This window comes from Anaerohalosphaeraceae bacterium (assembly GCA_035378985.1).
In the GTDB taxonomy this organism is placed as follows: domain Bacteria; phylum Planctomycetota; class Phycisphaerae; order Sedimentisphaerales; family Anaerohalosphaeraceae; genus JAHDQI01.
In genome coordinates, this window is record DAOSUR010000012.1 from 24,375 (window position 1) to 44,251 (window position 19,877).

The 19,877-nt window shown below is 57.6% G+C and carries 19 protein-coding genes; 11 read left to right on the forward strand and 8 right to left on the reverse strand.

Features of this window, described 5'->3' with window-relative positions:
• The first annotated feature begins 4 nt into the window (after positions 1–4).
• The 10 genes from PKY88_09435 to PKY88_09480 all read left to right on the forward strand — a co-directional run bounded on the left by PKY88_09435 (position 5) and on the right by PKY88_09480 (position 12,959).
• Positions 5–2,194 (forward strand): YidC/Oxa1 family insertase periplasmic-domain containing protein, encoded by a 2,190-nt coding sequence (locus PKY88_09435; GenBank protein ID HOQ05419.1) that lies wholly within the window; start codon positions 5–7, stop codon positions 2,192–2,194.
• A gap of 101 nt (positions 2,195–2,295) precedes the next feature.
• A complete protein-coding gene (locus PKY88_09440; protein HOQ05420.1) occupies positions 2,296–3,678 on the forward strand; it encodes a 50S ribosome-binding GTPase in 1,383 nt (460 codons plus the stop codon).
• A 72-nt stretch (positions 3,679–3,750) separates the two neighbouring features.
• Positions 3,751–4,881, forward strand: coding sequence for an FHA domain-containing protein (locus PKY88_09445; GenBank protein ID HOQ05421.1), 1,131 nt, complete (start codon positions 3,751–3,753; stop codon positions 4,879–4,881).
• 149 nt (positions 4,882–5,030) lie between these two features.
• Positions 5,031–5,543: a sigma-70 family RNA polymerase sigma factor gene (locus PKY88_09450; GenBank protein HOQ05422.1), complete on the forward strand. Its 513-nt coding sequence runs from the start codon at positions 5,031–5,033 to the stop codon at positions 5,541–5,543.
• Complete coding sequence (locus tag PKY88_09455) at positions 5,540–6,196, forward strand: zf-HC2 domain-containing protein (protein HOQ05423.1); 657 nt, start codon at positions 5,540–5,542, stop codon at positions 6,194–6,196. The genes PKY88_09450 and PKY88_09455 overlap by 4 nt, the downstream gene beginning before the upstream one ends.
• An 84-nt stretch (positions 6,197–6,280) precedes the next feature.
• Complete coding sequence (gene rfaD, locus PKY88_09460) at positions 6,281–7,255, forward strand: ADP-glyceromanno-heptose 6-epimerase (protein ID HOQ05424.1); 975 nt, start codon at positions 6,281–6,283, stop codon at positions 7,253–7,255.
• An 11-nt stretch (positions 7,256–7,266) separates the two neighbouring features.
• A complete protein-coding gene (locus PKY88_09465; protein HOQ05425.1) occupies positions 7,267–7,821 on the forward strand; it encodes a hypothetical protein in 555 nt (184 codons plus the stop codon).
• A gap of 96 nt (positions 7,822–7,917) precedes the next feature.
• Positions 7,918–10,644 carry a right-handed parallel beta-helix repeat-containing protein gene (locus tag PKY88_09470; protein HOQ05426.1) on the forward strand — a complete coding sequence of 909 codons (2,727 nt, stop codon included), beginning with the start codon at positions 7,918–7,920 and terminating at the stop codon, positions 10,642–10,644.
• 147 nt (positions 10,645–10,791) lie between these two features.
• The gene (gene tyrS / locus PKY88_09475; protein HOQ05427.1) at positions 10,792–11,991 is read left to right on the forward strand and encodes a tyrosine--tRNA ligase; all 1,200 of its coding nucleotides are present in this window, start codon (positions 10,792–10,794) and stop codon (positions 11,989–11,991) included.
• Positions 11,992–12,011: 20 nt separating this feature from the next.
• Complete coding sequence (locus PKY88_09480) at positions 12,012–12,959, forward strand: glycoside hydrolase family 43 protein (protein ID HOQ05428.1); 948 nt, start codon at positions 12,012–12,014, stop codon at positions 12,957–12,959.
• Here the strand turns inward: PKY88_09480 and PKY88_09485 are convergent.
• On the reverse strand, positions 12,932–13,417 hold the full coding sequence (locus tag PKY88_09485; protein ID HOQ05429.1) for a DUF2784 domain-containing protein: 486 nt from the start codon (positions 13,415–13,417) through the stop codon (positions 12,932–12,934). The genes PKY88_09480 and PKY88_09485 overlap by 28 nt on opposite strands.
• Positions 13,418–13,578: 161 nt before the next feature.
• Between PKY88_09485 and PKY88_09490 the strand changes: the two genes are divergently transcribed.
• Positions 13,579–14,322, forward strand: coding sequence for a Bax inhibitor-1/YccA family protein (locus PKY88_09490; protein ID HOQ05430.1), 744 nt, complete (start codon positions 13,579–13,581; stop codon positions 14,320–14,322).
• Positions 14,323–14,331: 9 nt separating this feature from the next.
• Here PKY88_09490 and PKY88_09495 read toward each other — a convergent pair whose 3' ends face one another.
• The 7 genes from PKY88_09495 to PKY88_09525 all read right to left on the reverse strand — a co-directional run bounded on the left by PKY88_09495 (position 14,332) and on the right by PKY88_09525 (position 19,807).
• The gene (locus PKY88_09495; protein HOQ05431.1) at positions 14,332–15,270 is read right to left on the reverse strand and encodes a calcium/sodium antiporter; all 939 of its coding nucleotides are present in this window, start codon (positions 15,268–15,270) and stop codon (positions 14,332–14,334) included.
• Entirely contained in the window at positions 15,267–15,947 is a 681-nt protein-coding gene (locus tag PKY88_09500; protein HOQ05432.1) for a DUF502 domain-containing protein, read from the reverse strand. Before PKY88_09500 ends, PKY88_09495 begins: the two co-directional genes overlap by 4 nt.
• A 60-nt stretch (positions 15,948–16,007) precedes the next feature.
• Positions 16,008–16,469, reverse strand: a complete 462-nt coding sequence (locus PKY88_09505; protein ID HOQ05433.1) for a tetratricopeptide repeat protein — start codon at positions 16,467–16,469, stop codon at positions 16,008–16,010.
• Positions 16,470–16,573: 104 nt separating this feature from the next.
• Positions 16,574–16,936 (reverse strand): hypothetical protein, encoded by a 363-nt coding sequence (locus PKY88_09510; protein HOQ05434.1) that lies wholly within the window; start codon positions 16,934–16,936, stop codon positions 16,574–16,576.
• Positions 16,937–17,020: 84 nt separating this feature from the next.
• Complete coding sequence (locus PKY88_09515) at positions 17,021–18,313, reverse strand: hypothetical protein (protein ID HOQ05435.1); 1,293 nt, start codon at positions 18,311–18,313, stop codon at positions 17,021–17,023.
• A gap of 117 nt (positions 18,314–18,430) precedes the next feature.
• A complete protein-coding gene (gene nspC / locus PKY88_09520) occupies positions 18,431–19,570 on the reverse strand; it encodes a carboxynorspermidine decarboxylase (GenBank protein ID HOQ05436.1) in 1,140 nt (379 codons plus the stop codon).
• Positions 19,571–19,654: 84 nt separating this feature from the next.
• Positions 19,655–19,807 (reverse strand): 30S ribosomal protein THX, encoded by a 153-nt coding sequence (locus PKY88_09525; protein ID HOQ05437.1) that lies wholly within the window; start codon positions 19,805–19,807, stop codon positions 19,655–19,657.
• Positions 19,808–19,877: the final 70 nt, after the last annotated feature.

Genomic DNA, 19,877 nt, shown 5'->3' on the forward strand with positions numbered 1-19,877 from the left:
CACTGTGAACGGCAGAACCAATATGAGGAAATGGCCTTTACTCATCTGGACGCTCACAATTGTTTTTGTCGGCTTGTGCGCCCTGCGGGTTTACAAGGCGGGCTTTTGCTCCGCAGGCAGATGCAACCTTCCAAATCCCATCATTCCTCTGGCCGCCGCCGTGCAGCCGGAATCCGCTGTGCAGCCCGCCGCATCGCCCGAGCAGACCGCCGACACACAACAGACACCCGCCGAGCCCGAAGAACCTGTCGTGTCCTTTGACAATCTGTCCGCCGTCAGCGGCCCTGAACAAACCGTCACGCTCGGAGCCCTCTATGACGTCTGCCGGCGCACCAATGACCCGTCCCAATACAAATTTCAAGTCGAACTGACGACTCGCGGGGCCGCCGTCAAAACCGTTACGCTCTCGGAATTCGACGACCGACACAAAGACAATCCGCAGCCCTTTGTGCTCCTGAAACCGATTCTGACAGGCGAGCGGCCCATCTATACCCTGGCCAGCACCTCTCTGTCGCTGACCGGCAATAAGGGATCCTCCAGCGCACTCGTTTTCCCCCTCGATCGGCTGAACTGGACTGTGGTTGAACAATCCGCCGACAAAGCCGTCTTTGAAGCCCTTCTGGGGCAGGTCGAAACCCGTGACGGACAGCGCATCCTGACCGTGCCCCAGATTCGCCTGCGCAAAACCTATCGTATCGAGCCGGGCCGTTATGACCTGACCTGTGAACTGACCGTTGAAAACCTCACGGAAGGCACCGTCCGCCAGCAGCTCCAAATCCAGGGCACCGCCGCCGTTCTGGCGGAAGACATCCGAACCGATGAACGCAACATCATCGCCGCCTACCGCACCCAAAACAACTCTGTCGAAACCCGACTGCTCGAATACCCGAGAATCCGCTCCTATGTGAAGGAATTGTCCTGCCCCGAAAAACCCGGCGCTTTTACTCTGATGTTCGGTCCGCTGGTCAGCGGATTTAAGAAAATCTTCGGCTCTTCTGACCCCCAGAACCTCCTTCAGATGAAGGCGGACAAATCGGCCTCGTTCCTGTGGGCGGCCTCCACCAACAAATATTTCGCCGCCGTCATCCGTCCCGAGTCCGCTGCTCCAATCGCCTTCACCGGTGCGCAGTATCACGACCCGCAGCTCTGCCAGCCGCAGGGCTCTCCGGATGCCGGTGCTACGTACCGCCTTCAGACAGATACCCTCTCGCTGGCCCCCGCCGGACGCCCCAACAGCACCCAGACCCTCACCTTTGAATGCTTCCTAGGCCCGAAAGACAAACGGCTCTTCGATAAAAACCCGACCTACCGGGCCTATGCTTATTACCAGACCTTTGCGATGCGAAGCTGCTGCTGCTGTCCGGCCTTCCTGACCCAGCCGCTGGCTTTCGCCATCATGTGGCTGATGACCGCGCTGTATCAGCTGATGGGCCCCTGGGGCAACTACGGCATCGTCATTATGGTTCTGGTCTTCCTGATGCGGCTGGTTCTTCACCCCATTACCAAGAAAAGCCAGGTCACGATGATGAAGGTCCAGAAACTCGGGCCCCAGCTTCAGGAGGTCCAGCAGAAATACAAAGGCAATCCGCAGGAAATGCAGCGAAAGATAGCCGAAGTCTATCACCAGGCGGGCATGACCCAGTTCAGCCCCATGGTCGGAATGATGCCGATGTTCCTGCAGATGCCCATCTGGATTGCGCTCTGGACCGCTGTCTATACGAGCATCGATCTGCGGGGCGCCGGCTTCCTGCCGTTCTGGATTACCGACCTGTCCGCCCCGGATGCCCTGATTCACTTCGGCCGGTTTGCCTTTACCATCCCTCTGATCGGCCTGCATATTGAATCGCTCAATCTGCTGCCGATTCTGATGGGCGTCGTAATGTATCTCCAGCAGAAGCTCACCCCCCAGACTCAGCCCGCGGAGACTGCCCGGCCCGAAGTCGTCCAGCAGCAGAAAATTATGATGATTCTCTTTCCCCTGCTGTTTCCGCTGATGCTTTACAACGGCCCGTCGGGCGTGAATCTCTACATTATGGCCAGCATCGGCGCCGGCGTCATCGAACAGTACGTCATCCGCAGACACCTCCAGCAGCAGGAGGCCGAGAAGGAAAAACGCCTCGTGCCCGCCACCGCCAAAACCGGCGGCAAACCCAAAAAGAAAAAACCCAAACCCCTGTTCCGCGAATACAAATAAATCGGAATGAGAAGCAGACGCGCCGTCAAAGACGGTTTCATTCATTTTGATTTTTGCCTTTTCAAACGGGCCCGGTGCCCGGTTGAGAACGCGGAATCGCTATGGTAACCGACGATACCATTGCCGCCCTCAGCAGCCCGCCGCCGGCGGTCGGCAGGGTCTGCGGTTCGATCCTGCGTCTGAGCGGTCCCCAAACCTTTTCTGTTCTTGAGGAGCTGCTCGGCTCCTCCATCCCCCGCCGTCGAGGCCTTTTCCATGCCGAACTATCGGTCGAGGGCATTTCGGTTCCGGCCGTCATTTATACCTTTGCCGCCCCTCATTCCTACACCGGCCAGGATATGGCGGAACTGCACCTGTTCGCCGCCGCTTCGGCTGTGGAGCGGATTTTCTCCCAAATCCTCGAACACACCCGTCAGGCCCGACCGGGCGAGTTCACCCTCCGCGCCTACCTGAACGGCAAACTCGACCTCACCCAGGCCGAGGCCGTCGCCCAAATCGTCAGCGGCTCCAACACCGCCCAGGTGCTGGCCGCCGAAAAACTCCTCGCCGGCCGCCTGGCCCAAACCATCGGCCGAATCCGAGCCGCCCTGCTCGACTGGCTGAGCCGTCTTGAGGCCGGACTGGACTTTGCCGAAGAAGACATCGAAATCCTGCCGGCCGCTCAGGCCGTCCAAATCCTTCAGTCGCTCCGTTCGCAAATCGAGCAGCTCCTGACCGGCGCCCTCCGGTATGAACGGATGATTGACCTGCCCTCCGTCGGCATCGCCGGGGCCGTCAACGCCGGCAAAAGCATGCTCACCAACGCCCTGCTCGGCCGCCCCCGCAGCATCGTCTCCGACGCCCGCGCCGTCACCCGCGATGTCCTTGCGGAAATCCTGCCGCTGGGCGACATCGACTGCGTCCTGTTTGACTGTGCGGGCCTGAGCACGCAGCCCCCGCTGGATGCCCTCGACGCCCTCGCCCAGCAGGCCGCCCGCTCCGCCCTGCAGAAGGCCGACCTGATTCTGTTCTGCATCGACATCGCCAAACCCGACTGCACGGAAGACCGCGGCATCTTCACGCTCCTGGGTTCCAGGCCGCTGCTGGCCTTGGCGACGCAATCCGACCGGCTTGCTCCCGCAGAGATTCCCGCCCGACTGGCGCAGCTGAACGCGGAGTTCGGCCGGGAGTTTCTGCCTGTCAGCGCCCTGCGGGGCGACGGTCTGGAGGTCCTTAAAGAGCAGATTCGCAAAACTCTCCTGCAGCAGCGAACCGCCGCACCGGAAACCGACGCCGCCCTGATGCTCAATCAGCGGCATCGGCGGATTCTGTCGGAAGCATCAGCCGCCCTTGCCGAAGCCGCCAAACAGGTCGAACAGAGCCGAGACGAAATCGCCGCTATGCTCGTCCGCTCCGCCTGGGAGCAGCTGGGCGGCTTCGAACGCGAAAACCTCTCCGAAGCCGTGCTCGAACAAATCTTCTCCCGCTTCTGCATCGGGAAATAACCCCCTGCGGACTTTGCGGCTCGATGCAGGAAACCCGTTGCACAGGCCGCATCGGCCGCTACAATACCCCTTATGGCCAAACTGACGATACTGACCGGACCGCTGCGCAGGCAGTCCTTCGAGCTGGACCCGAAGGACTGGCCCAAAATCATCGGCCGCACCCGAGACAAAGCCCATTTTTTTCTGCCCGACCCGGCCGTATCCCGTCAGCACGCCGAGCTGTCCTTCCGCGACGGCCAGTGGCTCATCTGCGACCTGAACTCCTCCAACGGCACCTTCCTGAACGAGCAGCGCATCACGCACCCCGTCCAGCTGCACAATCAGGACCAAATCCGCTGCGGCGGCACCGTCCTGCTCTTTGAAACGGGCGAGCCGCTCCCCGCCGCCGAGGCTGCCCGGCTGGCCGACGACCAGCGCATCGAACTGGTCTTTGACCCGGGCGAAACCATGGTCGCCGTTGCCTTCAGCTCCCTCCAGAGCAAGCAGGCCGCCGCCCGCCGACAGCGTATGCTCGAAGCCGCTCAGGCCGCGATGAACCTCTCCCACGGCATCAAAAACATCCTGCAGGCTCTCCGAACCGGCATCGACGTAATGGACCAGAGCTTCCGGCAGGACAACCTCGAGCAGGCCCGAAAAAGCTGGGCCATCCTCCGACGCAATCTGGGCACCATCGAAAAATTCGTCCTCGATATGCTCAAATTCACGCAGGATGAAAAGCCGCGCCTTCAGCCCTGCCAGATTAATCGACTGGCTGAAACCGTCATCGAGCTGCTCCGCCCGCAGGCCCAGCAGCGCAGCGTCGCCCTCATCGCCCAGCTGGATGACCAAATCGGCCTGGTGCCCCTCGACCCGGACCGGATGCAGGATGTGCTGATGAATTTGCTCCTGAATGCCCTCGAGGCCGTCCCGCCGCAGACCGGACAGGTCACGCTCACCACCGAACTGGACGCCGCCGGACACCTGCTCATCCGTGTGCAGGACAACGGCCCCGGCATCGAGAATCCCGAGCTGCTCTTTCGCCCCTTCCACTCCACCAAAGGACACATGGGGACCGGTTTGGGTCTGGCCATCGCCAAAAAGGTCGTTTCCGCCCACAACGGCACCATCGACGTCCAAACCCTCCGCGGCGAAGGCACCGTCTTTACCGTGCGAATCCCCCTGCCCGCCGCTTCCGAAAAACCCCAAAACAAACCGCAGGAGTAAAATCTCCCTCAGTGCTTCGCTGCTTTTCGTTTTTCCGGCCCGTTTTTTTTCGTTTTTCTGTAAACACGCGGCGGGCTATAATGCTCTATCTTCTCAGAAACAGTCGTTTTTTTCAGTCAAAACAGAAAAAACACGGACGGCAGGTCAACATGGGCGACGAACAGTTTCACCAATTGGTGGCCGAATACGGCGGCAGAGTCCTGGCCATTGCCCGGCGGGTCTGCGGCAGTGCCGAGGCCGCCCTCGATATCCATCAGGAGGTCTTTCTGGCCCTCTGGAAACGCCGCCGCAGCTTTTCCGCTCCGGTCAACTGGAACGCCTATCTCTACAGGACCACCGTCCGAAAGGCCCTCGAGTATGTCCAAAAACAGCGAAAGGAAAAAAATCTGGACCCCGAATACGAAAAGACCCTGTCCGCCGACGACAACCCGGACAACAATGCCCGGGCCGCCGAACTGCTGGGCCGCCTGCGGCAAGCCCTTCGCAAACTCCCGCGGCACCAGGCCCAGGTCTTCATCCTGGCCCGGCTCGAAGGAATGGATTATCCGCAAATCGCCAAAATTGTCGGCTGTTCCGAATCCACAGCGCGAGTGCATCTGCATCGGGCCCTCCGTCATCTGGCCCATCTGATGCGCGATGTTTTAGAGCGAGAACCCGTATGAATCATAAGCACATTCAGAACAATCTGGCTGCGTACGTCCTGGGCGAACTGGACAGCGCCGCCGCCGAACAAATCCGCACCCACCTGTCCGACTGCGCCGACTGCCGCCGAACCGCCGAAGAAATGCAAAACGTCCTTCGCACCGCCGAACGGATGAAAGCCGAGCCCCTCGATGCATCGCTGCCCGCTCTGGCCCGACGCCGTCTGGACGAAACTATCCGCCGTCTTCCCTCCGCCTCCCTGTCCGACCGGCTGTCTCATCCTCTTCTCCGTTATGCCGCGGCGGCTGTGATTTTAGCCGGCGCCCTGCTGGCCCTGCATATCCTCGGTCCCCAAACGCTTCCCGACCGCCGCTCTCTGACCGCCGACACGCAGCAGACCGACAACGAGGAAGCCGCCGGCACCCTCCGGAAAGAACTCGAACAAGCCGCTCAGGCCTTCCGGAAACGGGACATCCGAACGCTGGCCCGGCTCCTGCAAAGCGAATACGAGTCGACCCGCCTGGCCGCCGCCGATTATCTGGCCCAAATCGGCGACGCCTCGGTCCTGCCCGCTCTCGATACCCTCGCCCGCCGATGGACCGGCTCCGGCGAAAATCCTTATCAAAAAGCCGCCCAGACAATCCGAAACCGTCCGGCCGAGCCGGCCGACTGAACCGGCTTTCTCGTTGACAAACCGCCCCTGCCCCGATAGGGTACAAGAAACAAAACTTGATTCTTTTTATCAGGAACAGACACCATGATTATCGTAACCGGCGGGGCGGGCTTTATCGGCTCGGCCATTGTAGCCGCCCTCAATCAGCGCGGCATTGAAGACATCCTCATTGTCGATGAGCTCGGCAATGATGAAAAGTGGAAAAACCTCCGCAATCTCCGCTTTGCCGACTATCTCGAACTGGATGACTTCAGCGATACCGTCACCAACTCTGACGAGCCCTGGCAGGTCGAGGCCGTCTTTCATATGGGCGCCTGCTCCGACACCACCGAAACCGATGCCACCTACCTGGTCAAAAACAACTACGAATTCTCCAAGCTCCTGTGCAACTGGGCCCTGTCCATCAATACCCGCTTTATCTACGCCTCCAGCGCCGCCACCTACGGCGACGGCTCGCAGGGCTTTTCCGATGACGAAGACAAAATCGAGCTCCTCCGCCCGCTGAACATGTACGGCTACAGCAAGCAGATGTTTGACCTCTGGCTGAAGCGTCAGGGCCTGCTCGATCAGGTCGTCGGCCTCAAATACTTCAACGTCTTCGGCCCCAACGAATACCACAAAGGCGACATGCGCAGCTTCGTCCACAAGGCCTTCGAGCAGATTCGCGACACCGGCAGGGTCAAACTCTTCAAATCTCACCGGCCCGATTACGGCGACGGCCAGCAGCAGCGCGACTTCATCTATATCAAGGACGCCGTCGAAATGACCCTCTTTTTCGCCGAACACCCCGAAGCCAACGGCCTCTACAACATCGGCACCGGCCGAGCCCGCACCTGGAACGACCTGGCCCGCGCCGTCTTCGACGCCATGGGCAAAGAAGTCCGCATCGACTACATCCCGATGCCCGAATCCCTCCAGCCCAAGTATCAGTACTTCACGCAGGCCGATATTTCCAAACTCCGTGCCGCCGGCTGCAAAACCCCCATTACGCCGCTCGAAGAAGCCGTCCGCGAATACGTTCAGGATTATCTGCTCAAAGACCGCTACCTCGGCGCCTGACCGAACCGCCTATGCCGTACACGCCCTATCATTTCGGCCTCCACGGTTTTGTCGGCCTGCTGTTTCGCCGCCGGATGGATGTGCCGATGATTCTCCTGGCGAATGTCCTGCTCGACATCGAGGTTTTGGCCGCCGGCTGGTTCGCCTACGAGGGGCACGTCCACCAGTTCCTCCGCCTTCATACCCTGCTGGTCGGCGGAGCCGCCGGCGCTGCAATGGGGGCGGCGGCGTACTATCTGAAACCCCTGCGGAAGGTGTGCGAATTGGCTATGGCCCTTGCCGGCCTGCCTTCTCGCGCGACGCTGCTGTCGATGACGGCCGGCGGCCTGCTCGGCGCCTGGCTCCACGTGCTCATCGACGCCCTGTATCATCTGGATATTCAGCCCCTTTGGCCCTATTCCCGCAATCCATTCATCCGAAACTTCATCGGCCCCTTCGGCCTCTATTACCCCACGATTCAGCGTTATGTCCGAACCCTCTGCATCGCTTTCTGGGCCCTTTTTCTCGCCCTTTACCTCTGGCTGATCCTGAAAAAAATCTACAAGGCCTGGCGCTCCCCCGCCTGACACAATACAATTTGAAACCCTTGACCCTCCACGGTACAATCCGGTTTTAAGAAAAGTCGGCGGCAAAACACCAACCCAGCAATAAGGAACCGCACAATGAAACAGAAAAAACCGCAAATTCGGCTCTTCTCCTTTGCGTCGGTACTATTTTTGACTGTCGGGACCGCTCTTTATGCGCAGGAATCACCGCAAAAAGATGTCAATCTCGAATCGGCCAAGCGGTGGGAGGAGACGATGGAGCAGTTTCGCCGTCAGGATGCCCTCAATTCCTTTCCCCCTGATGCCGTCCTGTTTGTCGGCAGCTCCAGCATCGCCCGCTGGCCGACGCATACCTGCTTCACCGAATTTCCCGTCATCAACCGCGGCTTCGGCGGCTCCATTTATTCCGACATTACCTATCACGCCCAGACCGTAATTTTCCCGTACAATCCGCGCCTGCTGGTCCTTTACTCCGGCGACAACGACCCGTTCTGGGGCAAGACCCCCGAGCAAATCTTCGAGGACGTCCGACAGCTGCTGGCCCTGATCCGAACACGTCTGCCGCAAACCCCCATCATCCTGATGGCCGTCAAACTCAGCCCCGCCCGCATCGAACGCGCCGCCGACTATCGCCGCTTCAACGCCATGCTCCGCACGCTGGCCCAGTCCGATGAGCGGCTTTTCTTTTTCGATTCGGCCTCGGTTCTGCTCAACAGCGAAGGCCGACCGGACCCGCAATACTTCACGGATGACAACCTGCACTTAAATGAGAAAGGATATCAGGTCTGGTCGGATGCCCTTCGGCCGCTCATTGCCCATTTGCTCACGCGGCCAAACGAACAAACCCTGTACGTCTCGCCGACCGGCGATGACGCAGCACCGGGCACCTTCGAAGCACCGGTGCGAACCCTCGAACGCGCCCTCGAATGGCTTCGGCAAACCCCGAAACATCGGCCTCGAACCGTCATCCTGCGCGGCGGACAATACCCGCGCACCCAGCCGCTTGTCCTCAAGCCCGACCATTCCGGTACGGCCGACAGCCCCGTTACGTTTCGCGCTTATGAAAACGAAAAACCCCTGCTCACCGGCGGCCGCTCGATTGTCGGCTGGCAGCCGCACAACGAACACATCTGGAAGGCGGAAATCCCCGAAGTCAAGGCGGGCAAATGGCTCTTCACCCAGCTGTTCGTCAACGGCCGCCGTCGAATGCGGGCCCGCACCCCCAACGAGGGCTTCTTCCGCGTGGCCGGCTTTCCTGACGAGGGCCATCAGAAACCCTACAACACCCCTTCACGCTGCTTTGCCTTTCGGCCCGGCGATCTCGACCCCAACTGGACAAACCTGAAAGACGCCGAAGTCATCGTGTTTCACTTTTGGACCGACACCCACCTGCCGATTGAATCCATCGACGCCGACAAACATATCGTAACCTTTCCGTTCCCCTCCGGCAAACGCTTCACGGATGACTTCACGCAGGACGGCGCCCGCTACATCGTCGAAAACGTCCGGGAAGCCCTCGATGCCCCCGGCGAATGGTACCTGGACCGCACAACCGGCACGCTGTATTATTGGCCGATGCCGGATGAGAACCTGCCCGATGCCCAGGTGATTGCACCCGCGGCGCCGGCCCTGCTGCGGCTCGAAGGGGACCCCCTCGCCCGCCGGTACGTCGAACATATCCGCTTCGAGGGGCTTCATTTTGCCCATACCCAGTGGTCCCTGCCGGCCGGCAACTGCAACAATGACCAGGCCTCTGCGAGCGTTCCGGCCGCCGTATCCTTAACCGGCGCCCGGCACATTCAGTTTGAACGCTGCACATTCGGACGGCTGGGCACGTATGCCGTCGAATTCCTCGACGGCTGCCGAAACAACTCCTTTACGCAAAACCGGATTTTTGATGTCGCCGCCGGCGGAATCCGCATCACTGGAGGAGAGGCATACGCCCACCCGCTCCTGCGCACCGGAGGCCAGACCATCGCCGACAACCGAATCGGCCCCTACGGGCTGGGCTTTTACTCGGCCGTCGGCATCCTGCTGATGCATACGGACAACAACACCGTCGAGCACAACGAAATCCATCACGGGTATTATACCGGCATCTCCGTCGGCTGGAGCTGGGGCTATCAGCGCAGCGTCAGCCGCGACAACCGCATCGCCTTCAATCACATTCACCACATCGGCCAGGGCCTCCTGTCCGACATGGGCGGCATTTACACACTCGGCGTTTCGCCGGGCACCGTCCTGCTCGGCAACCGCATCCACGACATCGACGCCAACCGATACGGCGGATGGGGCATTTACAACGATGAGGGCTCCAGCCACATCCTCATCGAGGACAATCTCGTCTATGACACCAAGTTCGCCGGCTACAACATCCACTATGCCAAGGAAATCACCGTCCGGAACAATATCTTCGCTTTCGGACGGCTCCATCAGCTCAGCCGCGGCGTCGTCGAGCCCCACATAAGCTGCTTTTTCGAACGCAATATCGTCTATTTCGAAACCGGCACCCTTTTCGACGGCATCTGGAACGACAAACCCTACGAATTCTACTATCGCCCCAGTGCACCGGCGGAAAAAACAGAAAGCACCTTTGAGATGGACTGGAATCTCTATTTCAATCCGAACCAGCCCCTCGAGCAGGTGCGCTTCGGCGGGCGTACCTTTGAAGAATGGAAGAAGTTCGGCAAAGACGTCCATTCCCGCTGGGCCGACCCGCTGTTTCTGGATGCCAAGGCGAGGGATTTCCGCCTGCGGCTGGATTCGCCGGCTCTCGAACTCGGATTTCGGCCGATTGACCCCGACTGCGCCGGCCCGCGCCGGCCCATCCCCGATGCGGATTAATCCTGCACGCAAAAAACACGCTTTGCCGCCGGCGGCTCCTTCTTCATTTGCCTTTTTCCCATTCCCTTGCAGACCGCCGGCCCTTTTGCTATAATTTTCGGCCTTTAAGATAGTTCTAACCAAACGGAACAAAAACAAGGAACTCCAATGGACATTGCCCAGCAGATGCAAATCCTCAAACGCGGAACCGTCGAGGTCTTCCGCGAAGAAGAACTGGCCCAGCGTCTGGCCGAAGCCGCCAAAGCCGGCCGGCCCCTCCGGGCCAAACTCGGCATGGACCCCACCGCCCCCGATATTCATCTGGGCCATACCGTCGTCCTGCGCAAACTCCGACAGTTCCAGGACTTGGGCCACAAGGCGGTCCTGATTATCGGCGACTATACCGCCCGCATCGGCGACCCGACCGGCCAGAACACCACCCGCCCGATGCTCAGCCCCGAAAAAATCCAGGAAAACGCCCGGACCTACTTCGAACAGGCCGGCAAAATCCTCGATATGTCCCCCGACAAAGTCGAGGTGCGGTTCAACAGCGAATGGCTGGCCGACCTGCGGCTGGCCGATATCATCAAACTGACCGCCTCGATGACCGTCGCCCGGATGCTCGAACGGGACACCTTCGAAATCCGCTACAAAAAAGGCGACCCCATCGGCATCCACGAATTCCTCTATCCGCTGATGCAGGGCTATGACTCCGTGGCCATTCGAAGCGACGTCGAACTGGGCGGCACCGACCAGACCTTCAACAATCTGGTCGGCAGGGACCTTCAGCGTCTGGCGGGCCAGCCCGCCCAGATTGTCATCACCATGCCCATCCTCATCGGGCTGGACGGCAAGGAAAAAATGAGCAAATCCAAGGGCAATTACATCGGCGTCACCGACAAGCCCTCCGACATGTTCGGCAAGACAATGAGCATCCCCGATCATCTGATGGAAAACTACTTTACGCTTCTGACGGACCTGCCCGCCGACCGCATCCGAGAGCTGACCGACCCGTCCAAAACCCACCCGAAAGAAGCCAAGGTCCTGCTGGGCAAACTCATCGTGCAGCAGTTTTACGGCGAGCAGGCCGCCGAACAGGCCGCCGAGGAATTTGAAAAGGTCTTCGCCCAAAGCCAGCTGCCCGACGAAATGCCCGAAGCGGCCGTCAGTGCCGCTCCCATTGCCGCCGCCAAACTCCTGCTCCAGTGCGGACTGGCTGCCACCGGCGGCGAAGCCAAGCGGGCCGTTCTGCAGGGAGGCGTCCGCATCAACAACGAAAAAATCACCAACCCCAATCAGGAAATCACCCCGCACAGCGGGATGGTTGTTCAGGTCGGCAAACGCAAATTTGTCCGGCTGAAAGTCTGAATCATTCAGGAAAACCAATCGTGAAAAAAGTCTTCTGCTTTGTTCTGCTTACTGCTGTCCTGCTGTCGGCGGCCGAAGCCGCCCAGCCCGTTTATCTGTTCTCCTCCTTTCGCGGCAACGGCGAAAGCGGTCTGCATCTGGCCTTCAGCCGCGATGGTCTCGAATGGAAACCGCTCAACGGCGACCGCCCCCTCCTGCGTCCGCAGGTCGGCTCCAAACTGATGCGCGACCCGTCCATCTGCCGCGGCCCCGACGGCACCTTCCATATGGTCTGGACAACCGGCTGGTGGGACAAAGGCATCGGGCTGGCCCACTCCAAAGACCTGATTCACTGGACGCCGCAGCGTCGGCTGGGCGTGATGGACCACGAACCCAACGCCCTGAACTGCTGGGCGCCGGAAATCCTCTACGACCCACAAACCCAACAATTCCTGATCTATTGGTCCACCACCATTCCGGGCCGGTTCCCCGAAACGGATGAAACCGGCGACATCTCCCGCGAGGGCTACAAACAGAATCATCGGATTTACTATATCACCACCAAAGATTTCGAAACCTTCTCCCCGACCGCCCTGCTCTATGACGGGGGGTTTAATTCCATCGATGCGGTGATTGTACCGGATAACGGACGCTGGCTGATGTTTGTCAAGGACGAAACCAAACGCCCCCAAGCCAAAAAGAATCTCCGTCTGGCCGTCAGCGATACTCTCACCGGTCCCTACGGCCCCGCCTCCGAACCCTTCAGCCCCGCCTGGGTCGAGGGCCCAACGGTTCTGAAGCTGGGCGAATATTGGGTCGTTTATTATGACGAATACACCCGCGGACGATATGGAGCCGTCCGCTCCAAAGACCTGAAAAACTGGGAGATTATTTCGGAGCAGCTGCGTTTTCCCCGCGGCACCCGCCACGGGACGGCCTTCGAAGCCGATGAACAAATCCTTCAGGGTCTCCTGGCCCTGGAACCCTGACGGTTCGTCAGGCGTCGAAAAAGAACGCTCAGGGCCTGTCGGACTTTGGCCGGAGGACGCACGGCATAAACCGCCAGTGCAAACAAGGCCGCCAGGGCTGAAAGGGTCTCCAGCAGCGCCGGCGGCACATCCGGATACAACAGCCGCTCAACCCATACCAGCAGAAACGATTCAGGCGGTTCCGCAAACGGCCGGCCGCCGCGGCGCAGCTGATACTCCCATATCGTCAGCGGACAATACCGGCCCAGAATCGCAAGGACCCCTGTAAACAAAATCCCCGCCAGATGAACCGTGCGGAAAAGCCACCGTTCCAGAAACCGCCGGGCCCGAAGGGGCGGACGCCGGCAGACCATCACCGCAGCCGCCGCATCGATTGTCCGGACAATCCCCCAGACCATAAACAGCACCCAGAGGAAATGAATCACCATCAGTCCGTCGGCCAGAAGTTGAGAGCTCATCCGGATTTCCTTTCGTTCTGAACTTCCGTCTTCGGCCTTTTCTGGGACAACTGAACCTTCCGCCGCACACGAGCGTAAAACTTCTGTCAGATTGACCGGACAATTCACTCAGATATAATAATCCTGAACATTGGTCTTTTATAGAAGAAAGGGAGCTTTTTATGATGCGGACAGCCAACCCGGCCCTCAACGACCAGGTCTTTGAGGCCATTCCCTATTATGATACCACCGTAAAGACAATGACCCTTCAGGGCACCGTGAACCGTACTGCCGTCCTGCTGGGGCTGGTAACGGTCTCGGCCTCGTGGACCTGGTATGTCTTTTCCGCCGGCGGCAATTTCGCTCCTTATCTGCTGGGCGGCCTTGTCGGCGGTTTCGTTCTGGCCCTGATTACCATCTTCAAAAAGGCCGCCGCTCCCGTAACCGCTCCGCTGTACGCCGTCGCAGAAGGGCTGCTTTTGGGGGGTGTGTCGGCGGCCTTTGAACAGCAGTTCCCCGGCATCGTCTTTCAGGCCGTCTTTCTGACCTTCGGTACGCTGGCCGCCCTGCTGATTGCCTACACCTCCCGGCTGATTAAGCCGTCGGAAAACTTCAAACTCGGCATCGTCGCCGCCACAGGCGGAATCTGCCTGTTTTATTTCATCGCACTGATTCTGGGGTTCTTCGGCCTGAATGTTCCGCTGCTTCACAGCAGCGGGCCGCTCGGGATTGCCTTCAGCGTCTTTATCGTCATCATTGCCGCCCTCAATCTGGTGCTGGACTTTGATTTTATCGAAAACGGAGCCGCTGCGGGTGCTCCCAAATACATGGAATGGTATGCTGCCTTCGGACTGCTGGTTACGCTCGTTTGGCTCTATCTGGAAATCCTCCGGCTGCTGGCCAAACTCCAGCAAAGCCGGCGCTGATTTTCTCCGCTATCGCGGCCACAGATGCCATAAATAGGCCCCGTATAAAACCAGAAAAAAGAGCCCTTCCTTGCGGCTCAAAACGAAACCGCTCCGCAGGAGAGGAAGCAGCAGAAGGGCTGTTCCGAGCATCATTGCCAAATCCCAACCAGTCAGTTCCGGCGAGGAATAGGGACGCACCAGCGACGAGAGTCCCAATATCCCCAAAATATTGAAAATATTCGAGCCCACAATATTGCCGATGGAAATATCCGCTTGTTTGCGAACCGCCGCCACGACCGACGTGGCCAGTTCCGGCAGACTCGTCCCGGCGCTGACAATCGTCAATCCGATGACGGCCTCCGAAACCCCGCAGCTCCGAGCCAGCTGAAGAGCTCCGGCAATCAGCAGCTTGGACCCCAGCACCAGCAGCACCAGCCCCAGAACCGCCAGTCCCGCCGGAACCCAAAGCCCTGAGGAGGCACCGCCCTGTTTGGGCACCTCCGCCAACCCCAACAAATCCGGTTCCCGTTTGGCCTGACGGAACGTCCAAATCGTATAAGCTGTGATCCCTGCAACGAGCAGCAGCCCTTCCGGCCGGGACAGGTGCCGGTTCACAAGCAGCACAATACAAAGAACCGATACGGCAATCATCACCGGCACATCCCAGCGGATCAGCTGCTTGGTGACGCGAATCGGACGGATGGCCGCCGCAAGCCCCAAAATGAACGCAATATTAAAGATATTGGAGCCGACCACATTGGTCACGGCAATGTCCCCCAATCCCTTCAGGGCGGCATGGGTGCTCACCGTCAGCTCCGGTGCGCTGGTTCCAAACGCCACAACTGTCAGTCCAATCGCCAGCGGTGTCACGCCCAAACGAACCGCCGCCGCGGCCGCTCCCTTCACCAGCCACTCCGCTCCAAAATACAGCAGCATAAGCCCTGCCGCTATCAGAAGAAAAGTCATGACAAACTCCTTTCCGGAGCCCGCTGCGAGTTGGATATCCCAACAGAATCGGAAGACTCCATAGAGGCATGCAAAACCATTTTCTGGGGTCCGAGAATCCCGCCGGACATGATAATCTGGATCCCTTCCTCCACCGTCAGATTCGACGTGGTCAGCTGCCTCGCCTCAACAATTTCGAGAAATCCGCTCGTGGGATTCGGCGTTGTCGGAATGAAGACTTTATAGTACAGTTTCCCCTGTTCATCGTTCACTGTGCCGGTGATGAACCCGACAGCCTTCATTCCAGGCCGCGGGAACTCCACCAGAACCACTTCCCGATACCCCTTTTTTTCCGGATTGGAGAACATCAGCACAACCTCTCGAGAAGCGCTGTAGATGCTTCGCAGCAGCGGGATTTTCAGCAGAATCGACTCAAATCGGGTCCAAAACCATCGCCCCAGAAAATGCCCCGTCAGCAGCCCGAGAAAATACAGAAAAAGCAGAACCGCCGCAAAAGTAATCCCGTACTTCAGCCAAATCGGCGTATCCGGAAAAAAATGAACCAGAACGGGAGCAAACAGATTCCGTATAATCCGTATCAAAAACTGAAAAACCAACAGCGTAATCAGCAGCGGCAGAACCGTCAGCAGACCCGTCAAAATACACCTTCGAACATGAAATTGAAAGAAACCTTTCATTCGCTTATCCTTCCGACCTAAATGCTGCGACAACGTGCAATTTACAGCCTTTCCGGCCCATTATAGACTGCCGGGATAAACGTGCAAAGAAATCGGCTTCTTGGGATACAGTTTCAGCCGGCAGCACAGTTTCTGGAACAGGGTAAGCCCCCGTTTCCATTCTGCAATTGCATCATATAAGGCCGCAATATACGGATGATGGGCCGGTTTTAAATCAGCCAGAATCTCCAGGGCCTCCTGATTATATCCTTTCATCAGCAGCGCCGTGGCATAATTGGCCGCAAAAAGCGGCGGGGTATCCGACGGAATACAGATTTGCCCCCGAAAAGCCAGGTCGCGTAAAATCTGGATCGCCGAGTCCGCCTGGCCCAGACGCATCAGACAGACTCCCCGTGCATTTTGAATCAGATGATTGTTCGAATCCAGCCGGTCCAGATAATCCAGCGCCTGTTCCGGCTTTCCGGCTTCAAGCATCTTTCGAACCTGTTCAATTTGATAAGAAATCGATGTTTTGTTATTCATAAACGGACCCTCTGCAAAAAGGAAAGAAAAACAGCTTTAAAAAAGACAGGGGCCGGAAAGCAAACAAAAAATCGCCTTCCGGAAAAAGAGAGGATGAAAGCAGATTAGATAGTGAGTTGGCAGCCGAGGGTCTGCAGGGTGTGAGGGAAATTCGGGAAAATCCATTCCCGGAAAACTGTTTCAGAACAGCCCAAAAACTCACGGCCTTCCCAGACGGATACCGTCTTGAATAGAGCCCCGGAGAACAACGTAGTCCTCGGATACCTTTGTTCCGAGACAACAGCCGTCGTGGGTCTTGCCGGCGCAGATAAATAGCACGTTTCAAACCCCGCCGTCTTTTTTTCCCTGAGCGGTTCAAAACAAAACATGACCGCCTGAAGCAGAATCAGGACAAGAAAAGCCGTCTTTCTGCCGTCCCAAACCACCATTTCTCCGCTCATTCCGTTATTCACAATCACTGGACCCATTTTTTTTGATCGTAACACCTTTCTGGATAAAGTAAAGACATTCCTTTTTTACGACAAGCAAGGGATATCTGTTCCCTTGAATCCTCACTGCAGAACAACTCCCCATTCGACCACCGTGAAACCTTCACGAGAGAACGCAGGAATCTGGGGAGGAATCAGACAAGTCTGATTTCCGGAAAGGCCTCGGATTGCATAAATCAGACGAATCACATTGTCCGGCGGCGGAAAAACCCTTAGCTGCACCATTTTATCCAGCTGTTCTTTATACTGCGGGTAAATTGCATAAAAAGGAGCCCCTGTCAGCCGAGGAATCCAGTATTCGACAAAATCGTCGATTTCTTCCTGAATAAATCCGGTCTGGGCAAGATTGGCTCGAAAAAAGTTCTCCAAATCCTCTTGAGCGACCACCCAGCCCGACTCATACTGACCGTAATCCGGCTGAACACTCTCATAGAACAAATACCGAAAAACACCGTCGAGCAATCCATTCGGCTCTGCGGTAATGTTCCACCCCTCTGTATATTCCGGAATTGAAACGGTCACGCCTCCGCCGGCTGGAAAAGCAAGTCGAACCTCCAGCTGCATCGCCTCCGGGGGATACAAATAAATGTTCGGTTTGAGCATAATGTTCATCGCCGGATACAAAAAGTCGCGATATGTCCCCAAAACGGCGGCCTCTTCGATATGCTGCTCTGAATCCTCAGAAAAGACAAACAAATAGATGCCCGGCTCTATTTGGATGGAAAAGCGGCCTTGAGAATCGGTCCGAAACGAAGCAATCATCCCCATCGAATTCGGGTCTATTACCGCCACGTCCGTATCGGCCAGATACGCATCTGCAAAATACGGCTGTGTTAAAAAAATCGTCCCATTGAACCGGTTCGGGTCTATCGGATCCAAATCTACAGTCACGTCAGCTCTATACTTTTTGGGAGTCCCCGGAGGAATAGGAATCTCCTTGGCCAAAAATGTAAAAACCTCCGTAAAATCACCCGGATGAACGGCATAGGCGTAATACCGGCCGTCATAACCGGGTTTATAGAGGGGATCGGTAAACTGAATCGTCCAGGTCCCCTCCCCCTCCAGCCATTTGGTAGTGCAGTAGTACCCCCAGCCGTTGGAATAAATATCCAGCCGAATGGCATGCCAAAGCCAATTTTCCGCCCACACCAGCAAATCATTAACATCAATAACCTCATTCTTCGGCTGAGCAAGGTCGCACAAACTGTTATACGCAGGATGTCCGGTCTGCGTCTGCCAGCACCGGGCAAAAAGAACAAAATCCTGCAAATCTACGATGTAGTCAGAATTCAAGTCTGCAGGATTGGCCATAGAAAAGGAAACCAAAAGGGCAAAACAACAGGCAGGTACTTTCATCAGAGTTCTCCTTAAAATCCTCCGCAAAAGCACCTGCTATTATAACCAGCTTAGAGAAAAAAGACAAAAAATCTTTCTCTTTCTCACCGCCCCCTTGCGCAAACAATCCTGCCGAATTCAGGACAGGCGGGATTTAAAATCCTCGTAAGTAAACCGCCGCTGAAGGATGCAGCGGTCCTGCTGCGGGTCGTAAAGGACAATGTCCGGCAGGTTGATGCCGTTAAACATCGTATTCTTCACCATCGTATAGTGAGCCATATCGTGAAAAATCAGTCGGTCGCCAACCCGGAGCGGTTTGTCAAACGAATAATCGCCGATGACATCGCCTGCCAGGCAAGTCGGCCCGGCCAGCCGATAGGTATAGGTCTTTTCTCCCGGCAGACCCGCTCCGGTAATGACCGGCCGATACGGCATCTCCAGCACATCCGGCATATGGGCCGACGCCGACGTGTCCAAAATCGCAATATCCATCTGGTTGTGCACAATATCCAGCACACTTGCAATCAGAAAACCGGTATGCAGGGCGATGGCCTCCCCCGGCTCCAGATAAATCGCCTCCAGATTCGGATACCGCTGCCAAAAATCCCGAATGGTTCGGCACAAAAGGTCCACATCATAATCCGGCCGTGTGATGTGGTGTCCCCCGCCGAAATTCATCCATTTCATTCGCCGGATAACCGTGCCGAAATGCTTTTCAACAGCCGCCAGTGTCCGAACCAGCGAATCGGCATTCAATTCACAGAGTGTATGAAAATGCAGACCGCTGATGCCGTCCAGCTCCTCCGAGCGAAACTGCTCCGGCGGAATCCCCAGCCGGGAGCCGGGCGCACACGGGTCATAAATGAGGGTCTTCACCTCTGAATGCATCGGGTTGACGCGGAGGCCGCAGGCAATCGGACGGGGGGCTTGCTGAACACTATTCCGAAAACGATTCCACTGGGTGTGGGAATTAAAAACAATATGGTCAACGATTCGCAGGTATTCGGGCATCTCATCATCCCGATAGGCCGGAGCGCACAGATGCACTTCCTTGCGGAAATACTCCGCCGCCAGTTTGGCCTCGTGCAGGGAGCTGGCCGCCGCCCCGGACAGATACTGCCGACACAAGTCAAACGTGCTCCAGGCGGCAAATCCCTTTAAGGCCAGCAGAATCCGACACCCGGTTTCCTGCTGCACCTGTCCGAGCAGAAGCAGATTGTTTTTCAGCCGCCCCAAATCAATCACATAACAGGGTGTTTGTACCCGTGCCGGGTCCATTTCATCGGCCTTTCCGAAAAAAGAAGCCGCAGAACAGAGGGTCTCCCTTTTCTGCGGCGGTGTTTTGACTGCTGCCGGAGGGCACTATTTGCTTTCAGAGCCGGTTCCCTGCTCCGCCGGCTGCGGCATCGGCGGGAAAATCCGATCTTTCTTTTCCTGGCCGGCCGGACGACGCATCTTGCCGTACGTCCCTCTCCACAGTTTGCCGCGTTTGGTTCTCTTATCCCCTTTTCCCATGAAAACTTCCTTTCTATTCCTGATTGTCCTGTCTGAAAGTCATCATAAATAAAGGGCCGTTATTGTATCC